The organism is Kitasatospora sp. NPDC036934 (genome assembly GCF_055608425.1).
In genome coordinates this window covers 1-18,482 of sequence record NZ_JBVJQR010000041.1, presented here as the reverse complement: position 1 = coordinate 18,482, position 18,482 = coordinate 1, and the positions used below count along the sequence as shown (strand labels likewise).

Below are 18,482 nucleotides of genomic sequence, written 5' to 3'. Positions count from 1 at the left end.
ACCCCGAGACTCCCGGCGGCCCGCAGGCCGACCCACGGAGGCGGGCCGCCGGGCCCACCGCTCCACCTGCACACCCGATCCCGAAGAGGTATCCCGTGACCGTCACGTACCGCATGCCCGCCGAGTGGACCGAGCACGAGGGCTGCCTGATGGCCTGGCCCGTCCGCGAGGACCTGTGGGGCGACACCCTCGCCGAGGCGAAGCGCGAGTACGCCGAAGTCGCCCGCACCATCGCCCGGTTCGAGCCCGTGACGATGACCGCCCCGCCCGGCCACGGCGAGGAGGCGCGTGCCCTGTGCGGAGAGGGCGTCACCGTCGTCGAACTGCCCATGGACGACTCCTGGTTCCGTGACTCCGCGCCGATCTTCGTCCTCGACGCCGAGGGCCGCCGGGCCGGCGTGGACTTCCGCTTCAACGCCTGGGGCCGCAAGCACCACCCGTGGGACGCCGACGACCGGATCAGCGCCCTGCTGCTGGAGCACCTCGGCACCCCGGCGGTCCGCTCCGAGATGATCCTCGAAGGCGGCGCCATCACCGTCGACGGCGAGGGCACCCTGATCACCACCGAGCAGTGCCTGCTGCACCCCAACCGGAACCCCGGCATGAGCCGCGAGGAGATCGAGGCCGAGCTCAAGCGGCGCCTGGGCGTCACCAAGGTGATCTGGCTGCCGTACGGCGGCCTGCTGGACACCGAGACCGACGGCCACGTGGACGGCGTCTGCGCCTTCGCCGCCCCCGGCAAGGTCGTCGTCCAGCTCCCCGCCGACCCGGAGCACCCCGATTACGCCCGGATGCGGGCCAACCGCGCCGTGCTGGAGCACTCCACCGACGCCCAGGGCCGCCCGTTCGAGATCGTCGACGTCCCGCAGGCCGCGTTCGCCGAGGTCGACGGCCGCGAGGTCGAGGTCGGCTACCTCAACTACTACCTGGCCAACGGCGCGGTGGTCGTCCCGGTGGCCGACCACCCCGAGGACGAGGCCGCGCTCGCCGTCCTCGCCGGGGCGTACCCCGACCGCAAGGTCGTCGGCGTCCGCTCCCGGGTGATCGCCTGGGGCGGCGGCGGCATCCACTGCATCACCCAGCAGGTCCCGGCCGTCCGCGACTGACGCGCCATCCGCACGGCGCACCGCACGTCCCCTCCCCGCTCCGACCGGAAGCCCACCCTCATGACCCTCACCCCCGCGAGACGAGCCGCCTCCCCGGGCCGGCTCGCCCTCGCCACCACCGCCCTGCTGTCCGCCGCGGCGCTGGTCGCCGCCTGCTCCGGCCCGCCGCACGACGCCGGCGCCGACCAGGGGGGCGTCCAGCTCTCCGCGACCACCCCGCCGGCCAAGGGCGAGCTCGACTCCTTCACCTGGGCCACCTACGCCGAGCCGCCGACCCTCGACTACGTCCAGGCCTTCGACTACCCGCAGAACACCATCCTCTCCAACGTGTGCGAGAGCCTGATGCGCTGGACGCCCCAGCTCACCCTGGCGCCCGGCCTGGCGGAGAAGGCCACCAACCCCGACCCGACCACCTGGGTCTACGACCTGCGCTCCGGGGTGCACTTCCACGACGGCACCGAGATGACCGCCGACGACGTGGTGTACAGCCTCGGCCGGCAGACCAACCCGGACAACGCGGCGGCCTGGGCCCAGGTGTTCCAGAACGTCGACACCGTCACCAGGACCGGACCGCTGCAGGTCACCGTCAAGCTCAAGCAGCCCGACTCCCAGTTCCCGCAGTACATGGCCACCGCGGCCGGCGTCGTCGCCGCCAAGGCCGGGGTGGAGGCCGCGGGCAAGGACTACGGCACCAGCGGCAGCCTCGACTGCACCGGACCGTACCGGCTCGGCACCTGGGCCAAGGGCCAGTCGCTGGAACTCCAGCGCTTCGACGACTACTGGGGCACCAAGGCCAAGTCCAAGAAGGTCGTGTTCAGCTTCCTCACCGACTCCTCCGCCCGCACCAACGCGATGCTCACCGGCGACGTCGACGGCGGCTACCTGATCCCCACCGAGAGCTACGACCGACTGCGGAAGAGCGGCCCGGGCACGCTCTACTTCGGCGAGGGCCTGAGCACCGTCAACGTCAACGTCACCAACATGAAGGGCGCGCTCGGCGACGTCCGGGTGCGCCGGGCGCTGTCGCTGGCCCTGGACCGCTCCGGCTTCGTCAGGACCGGCCTGGCCGGCGCCGGCACCGTCACCGGCTCCCTCACCACCCGGGCCGCCTGGGGCGGCGCCCCCGACGACGTCCGCAAGAGCGCCTTCGACGGCCTCACCCCCACCACCCAGGACATCGACAAGGCCAAGGCCCTGGTCAAGGAGGCCGGCGCGAGCGGCAAGACGCTCGTCATGGCCACCAGCACCATCGGCCAGGACGTGTCGCTGCTCGCCACCGCCGTCCAGGCCGCCGGGACGAAGATCGGGCTCGACATCCAGCTCAAGACGATCGCCCCGAACGCCTTCACCGCGCTGTTCACCGACGCCAAGGCGCGCGAGGGCGTCGACATGTTCCCGGAGACGTACTACGACTCCGTCACCGACCCGCTCGACCTGCTCGTCAACTTCCGCACCGGCGCCTACCAGAACTTCGCGGGCTACAGCGACAAGGCCTACGACGACCTGGTCGACCGGGCCACCGCCGAGTACGACCCGGCCAAGCGCGGCGCGGTCGAGGCCAAGCTCCAACAGGCCGCCTCCCAGCAGCTGTTGTGGATCCCGGTCGCGGAGTGGCCCACCGCCGTCTTCCTCAACAAGCGGATCACCGGCGCCCCGACCACCATCTCGTACATGTACTACCCGTGGGCCGCCGATGTGGGGGCCGCCCGGTGAGCTTCCTCCGATTCGCCGCCCGGCGGCTGATCGAGATGGCGGTGACCCTGCTCGGCGCCTCCTTCGTGGTCTTCGGCGCGATGTACCTGGCACCGGGCAGCCCCGCCAGTTTCCTGCTGTCCGGCCGGTCGGCCTCGCCGGCCGCCCTGCAGGCGATCAACGACCAGTACCACCTCGACGACCCGTTCCTGGTCCGGTACTTCCGCTGGCTCGGCCAGGTGCTCCAGGGCGACTTCGGGCGTTCCATCACCTACCGCACCGACGTCTCCAAGCTGCTCGCCGACCGGCTGCCCGCCACCCTGCTGCTGGTCGGGATGGCCCTGGTGGTCGTGGTCGTCATCGGCCTGGCGCTCGGCCGGATCGGTGCGGTGCGCGGCGGCGCCACCGACGCCACGATCCTGGTCACCACCACGATCGCCCTCGGCACGCCGTCCTTCGTGGCCGCCGTCCTGCTCCAGGGCCTGTTCGCGGTCAAGCTGGGCTGGTTCCCGGTCGGCGGCGTCGGCGAGGGCCTCGGCGACATGCTCCGGCACCTCACGCTGCCGGCGGTCGCCCTCGCGCTCTACCTCATCGGCATGCTCGCCCGGGTCACCCGCACGGCCATGCTGGAGGCCCTGGAGGGCGAGCACGTCACCGTGGCCCGCAGCCGGGGCGTCCCGGAGCGGGAGGTGATCCGCCGACACGTGTTCCGCAACTCGCTGGGCACCGTGCTGACCACCGGTGGCCTGATCGTCTCCACCCTGCTGGTCTGCACCGTCCTGGTGGAGTCCGCCTTCAGCATCGGCGGCATCGGCCAGCTGCTCGAACTGTCCACCACCACCAAGGACTTCCCGACCGTCCACGCCATCTCCCTGATCATCGTGGCCCTGTTCATGACGGTGAACCTGGTCGTCGACCTGATCCACCCGCTGGTCGACCCCCGGATCACCCTCGGTTCCAGGAGGTCCGGCGCATGAGTACCGGTCTCATCCAGCGGTCGGGCCTCACCCGCCGCCCCGGGCTCGCCCGGATCAAGTCCGCCGGCGGCCCGCTCCACCTGGTCTGCCTCGGCTTCACCGTCCTGGTCGTGCTCGCCGCACTGCTCGCCCCCTGGCTCTCGCCGTACGACCCGAACGCCGTCGACCTCGGCAACGCCCTCGCCGGGCCCTCGCCCGAGCACCTGCTCGGCGTCGACCCGGCCGGGCGCGACACCCTCTCCCGGCTGCTGCTCGGCGCCCGCACCTCGCTGCTCGGCCCGCTCGGCGTGGTGGCCTTCTCCACCGTCGCCGGCATCGCGGTCGGCCTCGCGGCCGGCTGGCGCGGCGGCTGGCTCGACTCCGTGCTGTCCCGCAGCACCGAACTGGTCTTCGCCTTCCCCGGCATGCTGCTCGCCATCCTGATCGTCTCGGTGTACGGGGAGGGCCTGCTCGCCCCCGTCGTCGCCCTGGCGATCGCCTACCTGCCGTACGTCTCCCGCCTCACCCGCTCCCTGGTGCTGGCCGAACGGACCCGGCCGTACGTCTCCGCGTACCAGGTCCAGGGCCACTCCGCGGTGCAGATCTGCCTGCGGCACGTCCTGCCCAACATCGCGCCGATCGTCCTCGCCCAGTCCGCCGTCAACTTCGGCTACGCCCTGATGGACCTCGCCGGCCTCTCCTTCCTCGGGCTCGGCGTCCCCGCGCTCACCCCCGACTGGGGCCGGACGGTCTTCGACGGCCAGACCGCGATCCAGCACGGCTACCCGCTCTCCGCGATCCTGCCCTGCGCTCTGATCGTGCTGACCGTCGTCGCCTTCAACGTCGTCGGCGAGCGCTGGGCCGACCAGGTCGCCCGGAGGACCACATGAACGGGGGGCCGCGTGACAACGGGCGACCGCGTGAGAACGGGGGACCGCGTGGAGCGGAGAACCGCATGATTCGGATGACTCGGAGGACCACGTGAACGCCCTCGACATCCAGGGCCTCCGGCTCCGCCTGCCCGGCACCGCCCGCCCCGTCCTGGACGGGGTCGACCTCACCGTCGCCCCCGGCGAGACCGTCGCCCTGGTCGGCGAGTCCGGCTCCGGCAAGACCCTCACCTCCCGCGCCGCCATCGGCCTGCTGCCACCCGGCGCCACGGCGGAGGGGAAGGTCCTCGTCGACGGCCAGGACGTGCTGACCATGGACCCCGCCCGGCTGCGAGCCCTGCGCACCGGCCGGGCCGCGATGGTCTTCCAGGACCCGCGGGCCGCCATCAACCCGCTGCGCCGCATCGGGGACTTCCTCACCGAGAGCGTCCGCCTCACCGGCACAATGAGCGCCGCGGACGCCGACCGGCGCGCCGTGGAACTCCTCGAAGCCGTCGGCCTCGGACCGGAACTGCTGCGCCGCTACCCCGGCCAGCTCTCCGGCGGCATGCTGCAGCGCGTGATGATCGCCGCCGCCCTGATGGGCGACCCGGTCCTGCTGCTCGCCGACGAGCCCACCACCGCGCTCGACGTCACCAGCCAGGCCGAAGTGGTCGCCCTCCTCGGCCGGCTGCGCGAACGCTTCGACACCGGCCTGCTGTTCGTCACCCACGACCTGGGCCTCGCCGCCGCCATCAGCGACCGGGTCTACGTGATGTACGCCGGGCGGATCGCCGAACACGGCCCCGCCGCCGCGCTGTTCGAACGGCCCCGGCACCCGTACACCGCCGCCCTGCTCGCGGCCACCCCCGCACTGGACGCCCCGGCCGGCCGGCTCGCCGCCATCGACGGCCAACCACCGGACCTGCGGCAGGAGTTGACGGGCTGCGCGTTCGCCGCACGGTGCCGCCACGCGACCGACCCGTGCCGCGAACAGGTGCCCGCCCAGCGCGGCGAGCACCCGGCCGCCTGCCACCACCCGCTCGAAGGGAACCGTACCGATGGCTGAGCCCGTCCTGCGGGTCAGCGGCCTGCACCGCGCCTTCGGCGCCGTGCAGGCCGTCGACGACGTCGCCTTCACCCTCGACGCCGGCGGCTCGCTCGGCATCGTCGGCGAGTCCGGCTCCGGCAAGACCACCACCGCCCGCATCGTCGTCGGCCTCGACCAGGCCGACGCGGGCGAGGTGCTGGTGCACGGCCGGGCCAGGACCGGCCGGGCCCGGAACAAGGCCGAACGGCTCGCCCGGGCCCGCGAGGTCCAGATGGTCTTCCAGGACCCGTACCTCTCCCTGGACCCGCGCACCAGCGTCGAGGCCGTGCTCCGCGAGACCCTGCGGCTGCACTTCCCCGACACCGACCACCCGGCCCGGATCCGGGAACTCCTCGACCAGGTCGGCCTGGGCACCCGGGCCGCCGAGGCCATGCCCCGCCAGCTCTCCGGCGGCCAGCGCCAGCGCGTCGCCATCGCCCGGGCGCTGGCCGTACGGCCGGCCGTGCTGGTCCTGGACGAGGCGGTCGCCGCCCTGGACGTCTCGGTCCAGGCCCAGGTGCTCAACCTGCTCGCCGACATCCGGGAACAGACCGGCATCGGTTACCTGTTCATCACCCACGACCTCGGCGTGGTCCGCTGCGTCACCGACCGGGTCGTCGTGATGCGGCACGGACGGATCGTCGAATCAGGCCCCACCGCCCACGTCCTGGACTCCCCGCGGCACGCCTACACCAGGCTGCTGCTGGAGTCCGTCCCCCGGCCCGGCTGGGATCCCGATCGGATCGCCGCCGCGCGCCGCGCGCTGTAAGGCGGCCCGGGCCCGGCGGGTGGTGGGACCCGCCGACCCGGGCGAACCAGCACCACCGGCGGCCGGCGCCGGCCGCCGGCGACCCCGCAGGCCGGCTCGGTCCGCCGCAGAAGGGGACGACCGTGCAGGTCACCATCGAGTCCAGCCCCGCGACCGACCCGACCGACCCGGGATCGTCGCCGCCGGCCTGGCCCGCACCGTGCGGTCCGGCGGCTTCGCCCACGCGGATTCCCCCGGACGGCGGAGCCGCGCCGCGCCGGACCCTGACCGGTCTTTCAGTAGCCTGCGGAGCCGAACCCGACACCTACCGGAACGAGGCCCCATGGCTCCCTCCCGGCCGTCCCGCCGCGCGCTCCTGCAATCCGGGGCCGCCCTCGCCGCCCTCGCCCTGGCCGGCGGCTGCTCCTCCGGCGGCACGTCGGAGGAGCAGCCGGGCCCGAGCGGCACGGCCTCGGGCGCGGCGCCGGCCGCCGGCCGGGCGATGCCCGCCGAGTCCGGCCCGCACACCCGCACCTTCATGGCCTGGCCGGCCCTGGAGGAGGTGTGGGGCGACCAACTCCCCGGCGTGCGCCAGGACATCGCCGCACTCGCCCAGGCCATCGCCGGCTTCGAACCGGTCGTCCTGCTGGCCCGCCCCGACCAGGCCGACCAGGCCCGCCAGGCCTGCGGTTCCTCGGTCGAGGTACTGGAGCTGATGGTCGACGACCTGTGGGCCCGGGACACCGGCCCGACCTTCGTCACCGGCCCCCAGGGTCTGGCCGGCGTCGACCTCAACTTCAACGGCTGGGGCGGCAAGCAGACCCACGCCAACGACGGCCAGGTCGCCCGCACCCTCCTCGACCACTACGGCATCACCCGCGTCCAGGCGCCGATCACCGGCGAGGGCGGCGCCATCGAGGTGGACGGCCAGGGCACCCTGATGGCCACCGAGAGCTCCTGGGTCAACGACAACCGCAACCCCGGCAGGACCCGCGACCAGATCGAGGCGAGCCTGAAGGAACTGCTCGGCGTCGAGAAGGTGCTCTGGTTCAAGGGCGTCGCCGGGCAGGACATCACCGACTGCCACGTCGACGCCCTCGCCCGCTTCGCCGAACCCGGCACCGTCGTCCTGCACCGCCCGGCTGCCGACACCCCGCCGGACGTCTGGACCACCGCCTCCGCCCAGGCCCTCCAGGTGCTGCAGTCCGCGACCGACGCCAAGGGCCGCGGCCTCAAGATCGTCGACCTGCCGGAGCCCGACCTCGACCTGATCCAGGGCGCCGGCAAGAACTTCCTCGCCACCTACATCAACTACTACGTCTGCAACGGCGGCGTCATCGTCCCGCGCTTCGGCGACCAGGCCGCCGACGACCGAGCGGCCGGCATCCTCGGCGACCTCCACCCCGGCCGCAAGGTCACCCGGGTCTCCGTCAACCACATCGCCGCGGGCGGCGGCGGCATCCACTGTGCCACCCAGCAGCAGCCCGTGGCCACGGCCGCCTCCTCCAGCACGTCTGGCCCGGCCACCCCCTCCGCCTCGGCATGAGGGGCCCCGCCCGGCTGCGCGGCAACCGATTCGCCCTCGCGCTGCTGCTCCTCGCGGTGCTCTGCTCGGCCGGCATCGCGCTCTACCTCAATGAGCGCGACACCCGGCAGCAGACCCGGGAACTGGCCCTGCCGACCAGCGGGGACTGGATCGAACTGGACCTCACCGCCCAGGAGATCGACCCCGGGACGGGCGAGCTCACCCTCTACGTCGTGCCCGTTCCGCACGGGAGCCTCGCCGAGGGCCCGGACTCCACGGCGTTCACCCGCCAGGTCGACGTCACCGCGCAGTCGGCGGCCCGCACCGACCTGCGCGCCGCACCGGGGGAGCCGGCCACGCCGCAGGCCGTCCAGGCGAACCTCTACGAGGGCACCGAGTCCGACTACCCCTTCGACCGCTACCACTTCGCCCTCGGCTTCGCGGCCTCGGACAACGCGGGCCCGGTGCCGGTCGGCCTGGTCTTCGCGGACGTCGACCCGTTCTTCGTGGTCCGGCCGACCAGTACCCCGCTCACCTCCGGAGCGCGACTGCTGGAGGGCAAGGTCACCCGGGGGCGCAGCACCTTCATCCTGGCCTGGTTCATGATCGCCGCGATGTGGGCGCTCGCCCTGGCCGTACTGGCCGGGGCCGAGGTGCTCTACCGGGGCGGCCAGGGGCTGGTCTGGCCCTCGCTCGGCTGGATGGCCGCGACCCTGTTCGCGCTGATCGGGATGCGCAACGCGGCGCCCGGCTCGCCGCCGATCGGCTCGCTGATGGACTACCTGGCGTTCTTCTGGGCGGAGGGGATCATCGCGGCGAGCCTGGCCTTCACCGTCGTCGCGGGCACCAGGGTCGAGCACCGCAAGCGCCGGGCCGAGGCCGCCGAGGCAACTGCGCCTTCGGGGTCTTGACGGTGTCGGCCGGTCAGACGGTGGCGGCCAGCGAGTCCAGCAGGGTCCGCAGCACCCGTCCGTCGTCCACCGTCCCGTCCAGCGAGCCGATGGCGGCGAGCCCGTCGACGGCGGCGGCGAAGGCCTCGCCGAGCGGGACGGGGTCGGCGCCGGTGCCGCGCTCCTCGACCAGGCGGCGGAAGAGCCGGACGAAGGCGGCCCGCCAGCGCGCGTACTCGGCCTCCAGGGCGGTGCGGACGCGGTCGTCGTTGAGGGCCAGCCAGTGCAGGGCCGCGTGCAGCCGGGCCAGGTCGGGGCTCTCGGGCCGGGTGAGCAGGGCCAGGACGCGCCCGGCGCGTTCGGCGTAGCCGCCGGGCCCGGCGACGGCCTGCTCCAGCGGGGTGATCCACTCGGGCCGGACGTCCGCCACGACGGCGACGATCAGATCGGTGCGGTCGGCGAAGTGGTAGTGGCACATCCCGTGCGAGACCCCGCACAGCGCGGCCACGTTGCGGGTGGTGAACCGCCCGGCGCCGTCGCCGGCGAGCAGGGTGCGGGCCGCCGCGACCAGCCGGGCCCGGGTCTGCTCGCCCTTGGCGGAGGCGCGCGCCCGGCCGCTGCCGCCGCCCGTTCCGGTGGCCGCGCGCGGGGCCGGTGCCGTCTCCCGTGTCGCCATGGCCGTCACTGTAGCCACTCCGGGACAGGCGTCAGGGCGGAATGGTGGCGGATGCCTGCGCAACGTATTGACCGAGCGCTTGGCCAGTTTTACCGTTTCGTTCAACTCGTCTACCACAGAAGGACGTTGACAGGGAGGCAGTGATGGAGGAAGGCGCCAGACCGTACACCGAGAACGCCCCGAGGCTCGGCCGCCGCCGGTTCCTGACGGCCGCCGGGCTCGCCGCCGCCGGCACCGCGCTGACCGCCGCGACCGGCGGACCGGCCCGCGCGGCGCAGCACCGCGGCACCGCCGACGGCAGCGCCCGCGGCACCACCAGCGGCAGCACCACCCGCAGCGCCCGCGGCCCGGTCGCCGCGGGCGCCTTCCGGGTGCCACCGGACACCGTCCCGCACACCCGGACCTGGATGGCCTGGCCGGACAACAGCACCATCTGGCGCGGCAAGCTCGGCGGCGCCCAGTCGAACATCGCCCTGGTCGCGCGGACCATCGCCAAGTACGAGCCGGTGACCGTGTGCGCCAACCCCGCCAGTGTCTCCAAGGCGCGCTCGATGTGCGGCTCGTCCGTCACCGTCATCGGGGACATCCCGGTCGACGACTGCTGGATGCGCGACACCGGGCCGGTCTTCCGCACCGACGGCGCGGGCGGCCTCGACACCGTCGGCCTCAACTTCAACGGCTGGGGAAACCACCAGAACCCGCACGGCAACGACGCCCTGGTCGCCGAGCGCGTCGCCGCCTACCTCGGCCTGCCGTTCACCGCCGCCGGACTGGTCGCAGAGGGCGGCGCCATCGAGACCGACGGCTCCGGCACCCTGATGGCCACCCGGAGCAGCATCATCAACGCCGACCGCAACCCCGGGATGTCCCCGGCCGAGATCGAGACCGCGATGTGCGCCGCCTACGGTGCCACCGAGGTGATCTGGTTCCCCGGCATCGCCGGCCAGGACATCACCGACGACCACGTGGACGCCACCTCGCGCTTCCTCGGCGCCGGCCAGGCCGTCGTCCAACTTCCGCTGTCCTCCGACACCGACGTCTGGTCCCAGGACGAGCGCCAGCAGTACGCGATCCTCGGCTCCGCCACCAGCGCCCAGGGCACCCCGGTGTCGGTCAGCACCATCCAGGGCCCCGACTACTACCTGATCCGCTCGACCGACCCCAACTTCGTCGGCTCCTACGCCAACTACTACCTGTGCGACAACGCGGTGATCGCGGCCCAGTTCGGCGACACCCGGGCCGACAACGCCGCCCGTGCCGCCCTCGCCCGGCTGTTCCCGGGCCGCACGGTCGAGCAGCTCAACATCGACTACCTCGGCACGGGCGGCGGCGGCATCCACTGCGTCACCCAGCAGCAGCCCGCCGCTTAGGGTCCGTCCACCGGACGGAGCCTGCTCCCGACGGAGCCTGCTCCCGACGGAGCCTGCTCCCGACGGAGCCGGGCCCGGTCCGCCGACCGGACCCGGCCCGAACGGTGGCCGACCCGGAGCCCGTCCCGCGGAGGGTACCCGGACCGGCCGCCGTCCGGTCAGCCCACGGCGGGGATGTCGTGGGTGGCGCAGTGGATGCCCCCACCGCCGGCCGCGATCGCGTCGATCCTCACCGGGACGATCTCCCGGCCCGGGAAGTACTGCCTGAGGACCTGCTGGGCGCGCTCATCGGCCCGGGCGTCGCCGAACTGCGGCAGGTAGACGCCCTTGTTGCCGATGTAGAAGTTCATGTACGAGGAGACGAAGGCGTCCCCGCGTCCGGTGATCCGGTCCGGGTCGGGCTGCTGGAGCTCGATGACCTGGAGCTTCTTGCCGGTCGCGTCGGTGGAGTTCGTGAGGACGCCGCGGGCCTGGTCGGCCGCGCGCGACCACACGTCGGCCGGGCCGCCGGGGAAGGCCTGGTCGAGCAGGACGACCCCGGGAGCGACGAAGCGGGTCAGGCAGTCGACGTGGGCATCGGTGATGTCCTTGCCCTTGACGCCGGCCAGCCAGATCACCTTGGTCACGCCGAGCACCTTCTTCAGCTCCGCCTCGACCTGGTCCCGGCTCATCCCCGGGTTGCGGTTGCCGTTGACCACGGAGCTCTCGGTGACCAACAGGGTGCCCTGGCCGTCGGTCTCGAAGGAGCCGCCCTCGCCGACCAGCCGGGTCTCGATCCGCTCCACGCCGTACTTGGCCAGTACCGTCCGGGCGACCTTGGAATCGTTGCCGCGCTGCTGCTTGCCGCCCCAGCCGTTGAAGTTGAAGTCGACGCCCTTGACCTTGCCGCCCTCCTCCACGAACACCGGCAGGGTGTCCCGGGCCCACAGGTCGTCGACGGCGATCGGCACCACCTCGACGGCCGAGCCGCAGGCCCTCCGCGCGGCGTCCCCCTGCTCGGGGCGGGCCATCAGCACGACGGGTTCGCGGGCGGCGATGGCCTGGGCCAGGCCGGCGACGTCTCGGCGGACGTCCGGGAGCTGGTCGCCCCAGACGTTCTCGGAGGCGGGCCAGGACATCACCGTGCGCAGGTGCTTCTCCCACTCGGCGCCGAACCGGCGGACGCCGGGGGCGCCGGGCTGCTGGGAGGGCGGCACGGCGCCGTCCGGGTCCTCGGCGTCGGTGGGGTCGCAGGCGGTCAGGCCGAAGGTGAGGGCGCCGATACCGGCGCCGACGCCGGCGAGGGTGCGGATCATGCCGCGGCGGGACAGGGCACTGGTCATGCGGGTACTCCGGTCGAGGTCGGTGCTGCGCAGGCGGACGGGCGGGCGGTCGGACGGGCGGGGTGGGTCACGGCATCGGCTCGTGCATGGTCGAGCAGTGGATGCCGCCGCCCCCGGTCATCAGCCGGTCGACGTCGAGCTGCACCACCTCGCGGCCGGGGAAGGCCGCGGCCAGCGCCTCGCGCGCGGCGGCGTCCTTGTAGGCGTCGCCGAACTGGGCGGTGATGACACCGCCGTTGACGAGGTGGAAGTTGAGGTAGGAGTCCACGAACTTGGAGCTGCGCGAGCGGACGGTGTCCGGTCCTTGCACCACCGTGACGTGCAGGCGGCGGCCCCGGGCGTCGGTCGCGGCGGACAGGATCGCGAACTGCTCGCGGGCGTCCCGGGCCCACTCGTCGTTGCGGTCGGCCGGCGGCAGCTGCACCATCACCACACCGGGCCGGATGAACCGGGAGGTGACGTCCACGTGGTCGTCGGTGATGTCCCGGCCCTTGATGCCGGGCAGCCAGATCATCTTGTCCGCGCCGTAGGCTTCCAGGACGGACTCCTCGATCTCGTCCCGGCTCATGCCGCGGTTGCGGTTCTTGTTGACCAGGCTGCTCTCGGTGGCCATCACCGTGCCGTCGCCGTCGGTCTCGATCGCGCCGCCCTCGCCGACGAAGTCCGCGTAGGTGTGGCGCAGGCCGCGGCGGGCGGCGATCCGCTCTGCGACCCGGGCGTCGTCGTAGTGGACCTGCTTGTTGCCCCAGCCGTTGAAGTTGAGCACCACGGCGTCCAGGCCGCCGTAGCCGTCCCGGCGGAACACCGGCGCGGTGTCGCGCATCCACAGGTCGTCGGTCGGGATGGCGGTGATCACCTCGACGGCGGGGCCGCAGCGGTCCCGGGCCTTGTCGGCGGTCCAGTCGTCGGGGGCGCACATGACCACCGGCTCGAACCGGGCGACGGTGCGGGCGATCAGCGCGATGTCCTCCTGGACGCCGCCCAGGCGCAGTCCCCACACACCCCGGCGGGACGGCCAGGACATCCAGGTCCGCGCGTGCGGGACGTCGTCCGCGGGCACCCAGGGGTAGGTCTCGGCGGAGCGGGCGTCGTGGTAGCTGGTCATGAGGGTCTCCAGTTCGTGCGACGGTGCCGGAGAGGGTGCGGGGCCGCCGGACCACTCTTCGCGCCGCAACGCACCGGCGCACCACGGGGACGGGTCGGCGGCAGCACCCTGCCTCCGGGTCCAGGCTGGCACTGACTGAAAAATCAGTCAAACTCATCGGCGCGTCATGACTCCGCGGCTGGGAAGCCGATACGGAGCGTGACGAATCGACGAGTCGACGAATCGCCCGCCCGCTCAGATGGGGCGCGGCGCGGTTCGGCCAGGGGTCGGCCAGGGCTTGGTCGGGTACCCGGTCAGGATCCGAGCCGGGTGACCTCGCCGTCGATGGCATCCAGCAGCAGGGTGCGGGCGTGCGCCAGCGGCAGGCTGCCGCTGAGCCAGCGGGTGCTCAAGCCCTCCAGCAGCGCGGTCAGCCGCTCCGCCGCGCCGGCCAGCGCGACCGCCGAGGACATCGGCTGCACGGTGCCGAGCAGTTCGGCGATCTCCTGCACCCAGACCCGGGTGGCGCGCGACAGGTCCTCGCGCAGCGTCTCGTCGAACACCGCGCTCGCCCGCAGCTCGCCCCAGGCGGTGCTGTTCTCGCGGACCTCCACGCTGTCCTGGAGCTCCAGCAGCAGCGTCTGCTCCAGCTCCTCGCGGGCCGTCAACGGCGGCGCGTCCGCCGCGCGTTCGGTCGTGTAGCGCTCGGCCCGGTCGTTGATGAACTCCAGCGTCTGCCGGAGGATCCCGGTGCGGTCCTTGAAGTGGTAGTAGATCAGTGCGGTGGACACCCCCGCCTCGGCGGCGAGCTCTTCCACCCGCAGTCCGCGCACACCACGCCGGGCGATCACCCGTGCGGCTGCTTCCATGATCGACGTTTTACGACTGGCCACGATCGACCACCTTACCCGTGGACCGGGCCAAGATCCCTCCGCTTGCTGAAAGTCCCGTCAGCCGAGATGCCCGGGCCGAGCGGGAGGCGGCGGGAGGGCGGGGGAGGGCGGGGGATCGGCAGGACGGCTTTCGGACAAGGTGGGCCCCGGAGCCGGAATTCTCGACTCCTCCCCTGAACTTTCACCTCACCACCACCTAGGGTGGCTCTCGCTCCGCCGCCGGACGGGCGGGGCGGGCCGGGCGAACCGGTCCCACGGGGGCTGTCGGCTTTCCTCAACACCTTTGGAGCAAAACAAACATGATGCTTCGTCAGTTATGGAAGCGCGCGGCCGCTCGGTCCGTCGGCCGGGGCGCCGGAGCCGTCGCGGCGGCCGTGGCCCTGATCGCGGCCGTCGCCCTGGGCGGCACGGTCTCCGGCATGTCCGCGGCGGAGGCCAGGACGACGAGGTGGGGCGCGGGCACGTGGAGCTGCTCCGGGCAGCCCGTCGCAGCCGGCAACGTCATCACCGACCACGACAGCACCGGCTGCAACGGCTACGGCTCCTGGTACCAGCAGCCCGCCAAGGACGGCATCTGGACCTGCTCCGGTTCGCCGGTGGTGACCGGCTACGTGATCACCGACCACCAGACCACCGGCTGCCGGGGCATCGGCGCCTGGCGCCACAACCTCGTCCACGACGGCATCTGGACCTGCTCGGGCTCGCCCGTCGTGCCCGGCTACGTCATCACCAACCACCTGCGGGCCGGCTGCGGTGGCATCGGCGGCTGGCAGCACGGCCTGCCGCACGACGGGATCTGGACCTGCTCGGGCTCCCCGGTAGTGGCCGGCTACGTGATCACCGGGCACCTGGCGGCCGGCTGCGACGGCGCCGGGGCCTGGCGCCACAACACCGCCCGCGTCGGCCTGTGGACCTGCCCGGGCTCGCCCGTCCCGCCGGGCTTCCGCTCCACCCTCTACAACGCCGGCGCCTGTGACGGCCTCGGCGGCTGGGTGCTCGCCCGCGCCTGACGCCTCGACCCCCTGACCGGCCCGGCCCCGCTGCTCATACGGCTGCTCGTGCAGCTCATGCGGCTCGGACGGCCGGGTCGGTCAGGACGGCCTGCGCCGCGTTGTGCCCCGGGATGCCGCTGACCCCGCCGCCGCGGACGGCGCCCGCCCCGCACAGCAGCACGGTCGGGTGCGCCGTGGCCACTCCCCAACGAGCGGCGACGCCCTGCGGCCCCTGCATCGCGTCCTCAGCCTCGTCGGTGAACGGGAAGGCGAGGTCACGATGGAAGATGTGCCCGCCCGGCAGCCCGAGCTCCCGTTCCAGCTCCGGCGGCGTCCTGGCTTCGACACAGGGCCGCCCGTCGGCGTCGACGGCCAGGCAGTCGGCGATCGGCTCGGCCAGCACCGCGTCCAGCTGCGCCAGGCTCGCGGCCAGCGCGCGCTCCTCGGCCGCCGGGTCGCCGAACAGCCGGGCCGGCATGTGCAGCCCGAACAGGGTCAGCGTCTGCAGCCCCTGCCGGACGGCCTCCGGCCCGAGGATCGACGGGTCGGTCAGGGTGTGGCAGTAGATCTCGGACGGCGGGGCCGAGGGCAGCCGGCCGGCCAGCGCCTCGGTGTACGCGGTCTCCAACTGCCGGTAGCCCTCGGCGATGTGGAACGTCCCGGCGAAGGCCTCGCGGGGGTCGGCGGTGGTGTCCCGAAGCCGTGGCAGGCGGCGTAGCACCATGTTGACCTTCAGCTGGGAGCCCTCCGGTGCCGGCCCCGGGTCCTCTCCGAGCAGCCCGGCCAGGGTGGCCGGCGCGGCGTTGACCAGCACCCGGCGGCCCGCCGCCGTCGCTTCGCCGTCCCGGTGCCGGTAGCAGACCTCGGCGTCGCCGCGGCCGTCGGTGGCGATGGCGGTGACCTCGCAGCCGGTCCGGATCTCGGCCCCGGCCGCGAGTGCGGCCTCGGCCAGCGCGTCCGTGACCGCGCCCATCCCGCCGACCGGGACGTCCCAGTCGCCGGTGCCGTTGCCGATCACGTGGTAGAGGAAGCAGCGGTTCTGCCGGAGCTCGGGGTCGTGGGCATGAGTGAAGGTGCCGATCAGCGCGTCCGTCAGGACCACGCCGCGCACCAGGTCGTCGGTGAAGCTCCGTTCGATCTCCTCGCCCAGCGGCCGTTCGAACAGAGAGCGCCAAGCGGCCTCGTCGCCGACCCGCCGCCGCAGCTCGGCGCGGGTGGGCAGCGGTTCGGTGAGGGAGGGGAACACCCGGCGGGCGACCTCCCCGGTCATCCCGTAGAAGCGCTGCCATGCCTGCCACTCCCGGTCGCCGCCGGTCAGCGCCCGGAAGCTCTCCCGGGTGCGGGCCGGGTCCGCCGCGTCCACCAGGAGCCCTGTGGGCTTCCCGTCCCGGACGGCGGGGGTGTACGAGGAGACCCGGCGTCGGCGCAGGTCCAGCCGCAGCCCGAGGTCCCGGACGACCTTCCGCGGCAGCAGGCTGACCAGGTAGGAGTAGCGCGACAGCCGGGCGTCCACGCCGGGGAAAACCCGGGCGGAGACTGCGGCCCCGCCCACCCTGGCCAGCCGTTCGAGGACCAGCACCCGCCGGCCGGCCCGTGCCAGGTAGGCCGCCGCCACCAGTCCGTTGTGCCCGCCGCCGACGATCACGACGTCGTACCGGGAGTTGAGGATCGTGGTCACGCGGTCACGGTACGACACCGAGCCGGGCCGGGGAACAGGTGCGACGCCGCGACTGCCGGGCCCGTCCCGCCGCAACGGTCCTCACCGTACGGGCCGTCAGAAGCCTTGTGTCCGTGCTCCGTTCGGTCGCCGTGCACCGTTCGAGGACGTACAGTCGGTCGGGCCAGTCATGTTCACCTCAGGCTGATGAAGCGACCAGAAGGAGTGCCCTTCCTTGACCACTCACCTCAAGAACGGCGTGCGGGCGCTGCCCGCGCTGGCGGCGGCGCTGTGCGGAATCATCGGCGGCACCACGCTCGGGACGTCCCCGGCCCAGGCGGCCGACCAGCGCCACCCCGTCTACGCCATCGCCCACCGGGTCGACACGCTGGACGGCGTGGACGCGGCCCTCAAGCACGGCGCCAACGGCATCGAGATCGACGTCTGCGCCTGGTGGAACCCGAACGAGTGGCGTGCCTACCACGACTGCTCCTCCGCCGGGGAGAACCGGCTCGGCCCCAGCTTCGACGCCATGATCGACCGCATCCTCTCCAACGCCAACGCGGGACGTCGGTTGTCCCTGGTCTGGCTGGACATCAAGGACCCGAACTACTGCGGCGAGGAGCCCAACCGCACCTGCAGCGTGGCCGGACTGCACGACAAGGCGCAGCGGCTGACCGCCGCCGGCATCCAGGTCCTCTACGGCTTCTTCGAGTACCACGGCGGCAACACCCCGGACGTCGGCGGCCGCGGCTGGAAGAGCCTGGAGGGCAGGCTCGGCCCGCTGGAGGGCATGACCACCACCGGCACCCGCGACAAGGCCGTCGGCGCCTTCAACCGCTCCGGCGGCGGCATCCCCGTCGGTCACCGGGCGATGGACTACGGCGACACCGACATCAAGAACGGGTTCGGCAACTGCACCGAGGCCACCTGGAACACCTGCGCCGAGCTGAAGAAGGGAGCGGCCGACCGGGCCTCGGGCCAGCTCGCCGCCACGCTGTCCTGGACGGCCACCTACAACGACCCCTGGTACGTCGACAAGCTGCTCGGCGACGCCCGGGTCGACGGCATCATCGCGGGCTACGGAGCCTTCACCGGCGTGCGGGAGATACGACGACAGCTGGCAGTGCGCCAACGCCGTCAACCTCGTCCGCGACTGGGTGAGCCGCCACAGCGGCACCCACCGCATGGCCAACAGCGGCGACCGCCTCTTCCACTGATCGCCCGGCAGCGGAGCCGGTGACAGCCCGGTCCGGGGCCGTGTGGGTGCGGCCCCGGACCGGCCGTTTTGTTCGGAGCGCCGGGGAGGGGTACTGTCTTCCAGTCGCCGGAGAGGCGGCCCCACTCAGCAGGACCCACTCTCACACCTCGAAGCCCATTCGGTTGGGTTCGTCGGCGTTGTCGTCGACAGGGTGTGAGCGTGAATTTCGAGTAACTCTCGGAATGCGCTAATGTGGTGGTCGTCGCGGAAAGCGGCCCCGCCAGTTCGGGAAATCGGATGAATGAAACTCCGGAAAACGGAGCGGAAAACATCTGATAAGCTGGAAACACGAAAGAACGAAGCGCCCGGAGGGCCCGCTGGAAGGCGGTCCGAAGGAAGCGTCCGTTCCTT

16 protein-coding genes are annotated in these 18,482 nt (G+C 72.9%); 11 read left to right on the top strand and 5 right to left on the bottom strand.

Annotation, left to right across the window (positions count from 1 at the left end; translation table 11 throughout):
- Positions 1 to 95 precede the first annotated feature (95 nt).
- From ACZ7BZ_RS35475 to ACZ7BZ_RS35440, 8 genes are all read left to right on the top strand, one after another.
- Positions 96 to 1,106 (top strand): agmatine deiminase family protein, encoded by a 1,011-nt coding sequence (locus ACZ7BZ_RS35475; protein ID WP_470361947.1) that lies wholly within the window; start codon positions 96 to 98, stop codon positions 1,104 to 1,106.
- Positions 1,107 to 1,166: 60 nt separating this feature from the next.
- The gene (locus ACZ7BZ_RS35470; RefSeq protein WP_470361946.1) at positions 1,167 to 2,819 is read left to right on the top strand and encodes an ABC transporter substrate-binding protein; all 1,653 of its coding nucleotides are present in this window, start codon (positions 1,167 to 1,169) and stop codon (positions 2,817 to 2,819) included.
- Positions 2,816 to 3,775 (top strand): ABC transporter permease, encoded by a 960-nt coding sequence (locus tag ACZ7BZ_RS35465; RefSeq protein WP_470361945.1) that lies wholly within the window; start codon positions 2,816 to 2,818, stop codon positions 3,773 to 3,775. Before ACZ7BZ_RS35470 ends, ACZ7BZ_RS35465 begins: the two co-directional genes overlap by 4 nt.
- Complete coding sequence (locus tag ACZ7BZ_RS35460) at positions 3,772 to 4,644, top strand: ABC transporter permease (protein WP_470361944.1); 873 nt, start codon at positions 3,772 to 3,774, stop codon at positions 4,642 to 4,644. The genes ACZ7BZ_RS35465 and ACZ7BZ_RS35460 overlap by 4 nt, the downstream gene beginning before the upstream one ends.
- 91 nt (positions 4,645 to 4,735) lie before the next feature.
- Complete coding sequence (locus ACZ7BZ_RS35455) at positions 4,736 to 5,692, top strand: ABC transporter ATP-binding protein (protein ID WP_470361943.1); 957 nt, start codon at positions 4,736 to 4,738, stop codon at positions 5,690 to 5,692.
- Positions 5,685 to 6,482: an ABC transporter ATP-binding protein gene (locus tag ACZ7BZ_RS35450; RefSeq protein WP_470361942.1), complete on the top strand. Its 798-nt coding sequence runs from the start codon at positions 5,685 to 5,687 to the stop codon at positions 6,480 to 6,482. The genes ACZ7BZ_RS35455 and ACZ7BZ_RS35450 overlap by 8 nt, the downstream gene beginning before the upstream one ends.
- A 322-nt stretch (positions 6,483 to 6,804) precedes the next feature.
- Complete coding sequence (locus tag ACZ7BZ_RS35445; RefSeq protein ID WP_470361941.1) at positions 6,805 to 8,007, top strand: agmatine deiminase family protein; 1,203 nt, start codon at positions 6,805 to 6,807, stop codon at positions 8,005 to 8,007.
- Positions 8,004 to 8,897: a DUF4436 family protein gene (locus ACZ7BZ_RS35440; protein WP_470361940.1), complete on the top strand. Its 894-nt coding sequence runs from the start codon at positions 8,004 to 8,006 to the stop codon at positions 8,895 to 8,897. Before ACZ7BZ_RS35445 ends, ACZ7BZ_RS35440 begins: the two co-directional genes overlap by 4 nt.
- 13 nt (positions 8,898 to 8,910) lie before the next feature.
- Here ACZ7BZ_RS35440 and ACZ7BZ_RS35435 read toward each other — a convergent pair whose 3' ends face one another.
- Positions 8,911 to 9,552 carry a TetR/AcrR family transcriptional regulator gene (locus ACZ7BZ_RS35435; protein WP_470361939.1) on the bottom strand — a complete coding sequence of 214 codons (642 nt, stop codon included), beginning with the start codon at positions 9,550 to 9,552 and terminating at the stop codon, positions 8,911 to 8,913.
- Positions 9,553 to 9,695: 143 nt separating this feature from the next.
- On the opposite strand from ACZ7BZ_RS35435, the gene ACZ7BZ_RS35430 reads away from it, so the two are divergent.
- On the top strand, positions 9,696 to 10,922 hold the full coding sequence (locus tag ACZ7BZ_RS35430; protein WP_470361938.1) for an agmatine deiminase family protein: 1,227 nt from the start codon (positions 9,696 to 9,698) through the stop codon (positions 10,920 to 10,922).
- A 158-nt stretch (positions 10,923 to 11,080) separates the two neighbouring features.
- Here the strand turns inward: ACZ7BZ_RS35430 and ACZ7BZ_RS35425 are convergent, their stop codons facing one another.
- The 3 genes from ACZ7BZ_RS35425 to ACZ7BZ_RS35415 all read right to left on the bottom strand — a co-directional run bounded on the left by ACZ7BZ_RS35425 (position 11,081) and on the right by ACZ7BZ_RS35415 (position 14,197).
- Positions 11,081 to 12,244: an agmatine deiminase family protein gene (locus ACZ7BZ_RS35425; RefSeq protein WP_470361937.1), complete on the bottom strand. Its 1,164-nt coding sequence runs from the start codon at positions 12,242 to 12,244 to the stop codon at positions 11,081 to 11,083.
- 67 nt (positions 12,245 to 12,311) lie between these two features.
- Complete coding sequence (locus ACZ7BZ_RS35420; RefSeq protein ID WP_470361936.1) at positions 12,312 to 13,349, bottom strand: agmatine deiminase family protein; 1,038 nt, start codon at positions 13,347 to 13,349, stop codon at positions 12,312 to 12,314.
- Positions 13,350 to 13,642: 293 nt separating this feature from the next.
- Complete coding sequence (locus ACZ7BZ_RS35415) at positions 13,643 to 14,197, bottom strand: TetR/AcrR family transcriptional regulator (RefSeq protein WP_380459909.1); 555 nt, start codon at positions 14,195 to 14,197, stop codon at positions 13,643 to 13,645.
- Between the two features lie 323 nt (positions 14,198 to 14,520).
- Here ACZ7BZ_RS35415 and ACZ7BZ_RS35410 point away from each other — a divergent pair, with 323 nt between their 5' ends.
- Positions 14,521 to 15,231, top strand: coding sequence for a hypothetical protein (locus ACZ7BZ_RS35410; protein ID WP_470361935.1), 711 nt, complete (start codon positions 14,521 to 14,523; stop codon positions 15,229 to 15,231).
- A gap of 55 nt (positions 15,232 to 15,286) precedes the next feature.
- Here ACZ7BZ_RS35410 and ACZ7BZ_RS35405 read toward each other — a convergent pair whose 3' ends face one another.
- Entirely contained in the window at positions 15,287 to 16,891 is a 1,605-nt protein-coding gene (locus ACZ7BZ_RS35405) for a phytoene desaturase family protein (RefSeq protein WP_470361934.1), read from the bottom strand.
- 214 nt (positions 16,892 to 17,105) lie between these two features.
- Here ACZ7BZ_RS35405 and ACZ7BZ_RS35400 point away from each other — a divergent pair, with 214 nt between their 5' ends.
- Entirely contained in the window at positions 17,106 to 18,113 is a 1,008-nt protein-coding gene (locus tag ACZ7BZ_RS35400) for a PI-PLC domain-containing protein (RefSeq protein ID WP_470361933.1), read from the top strand.
- Positions 18,114 to 18,482: the final 369 nt, after the last annotated feature.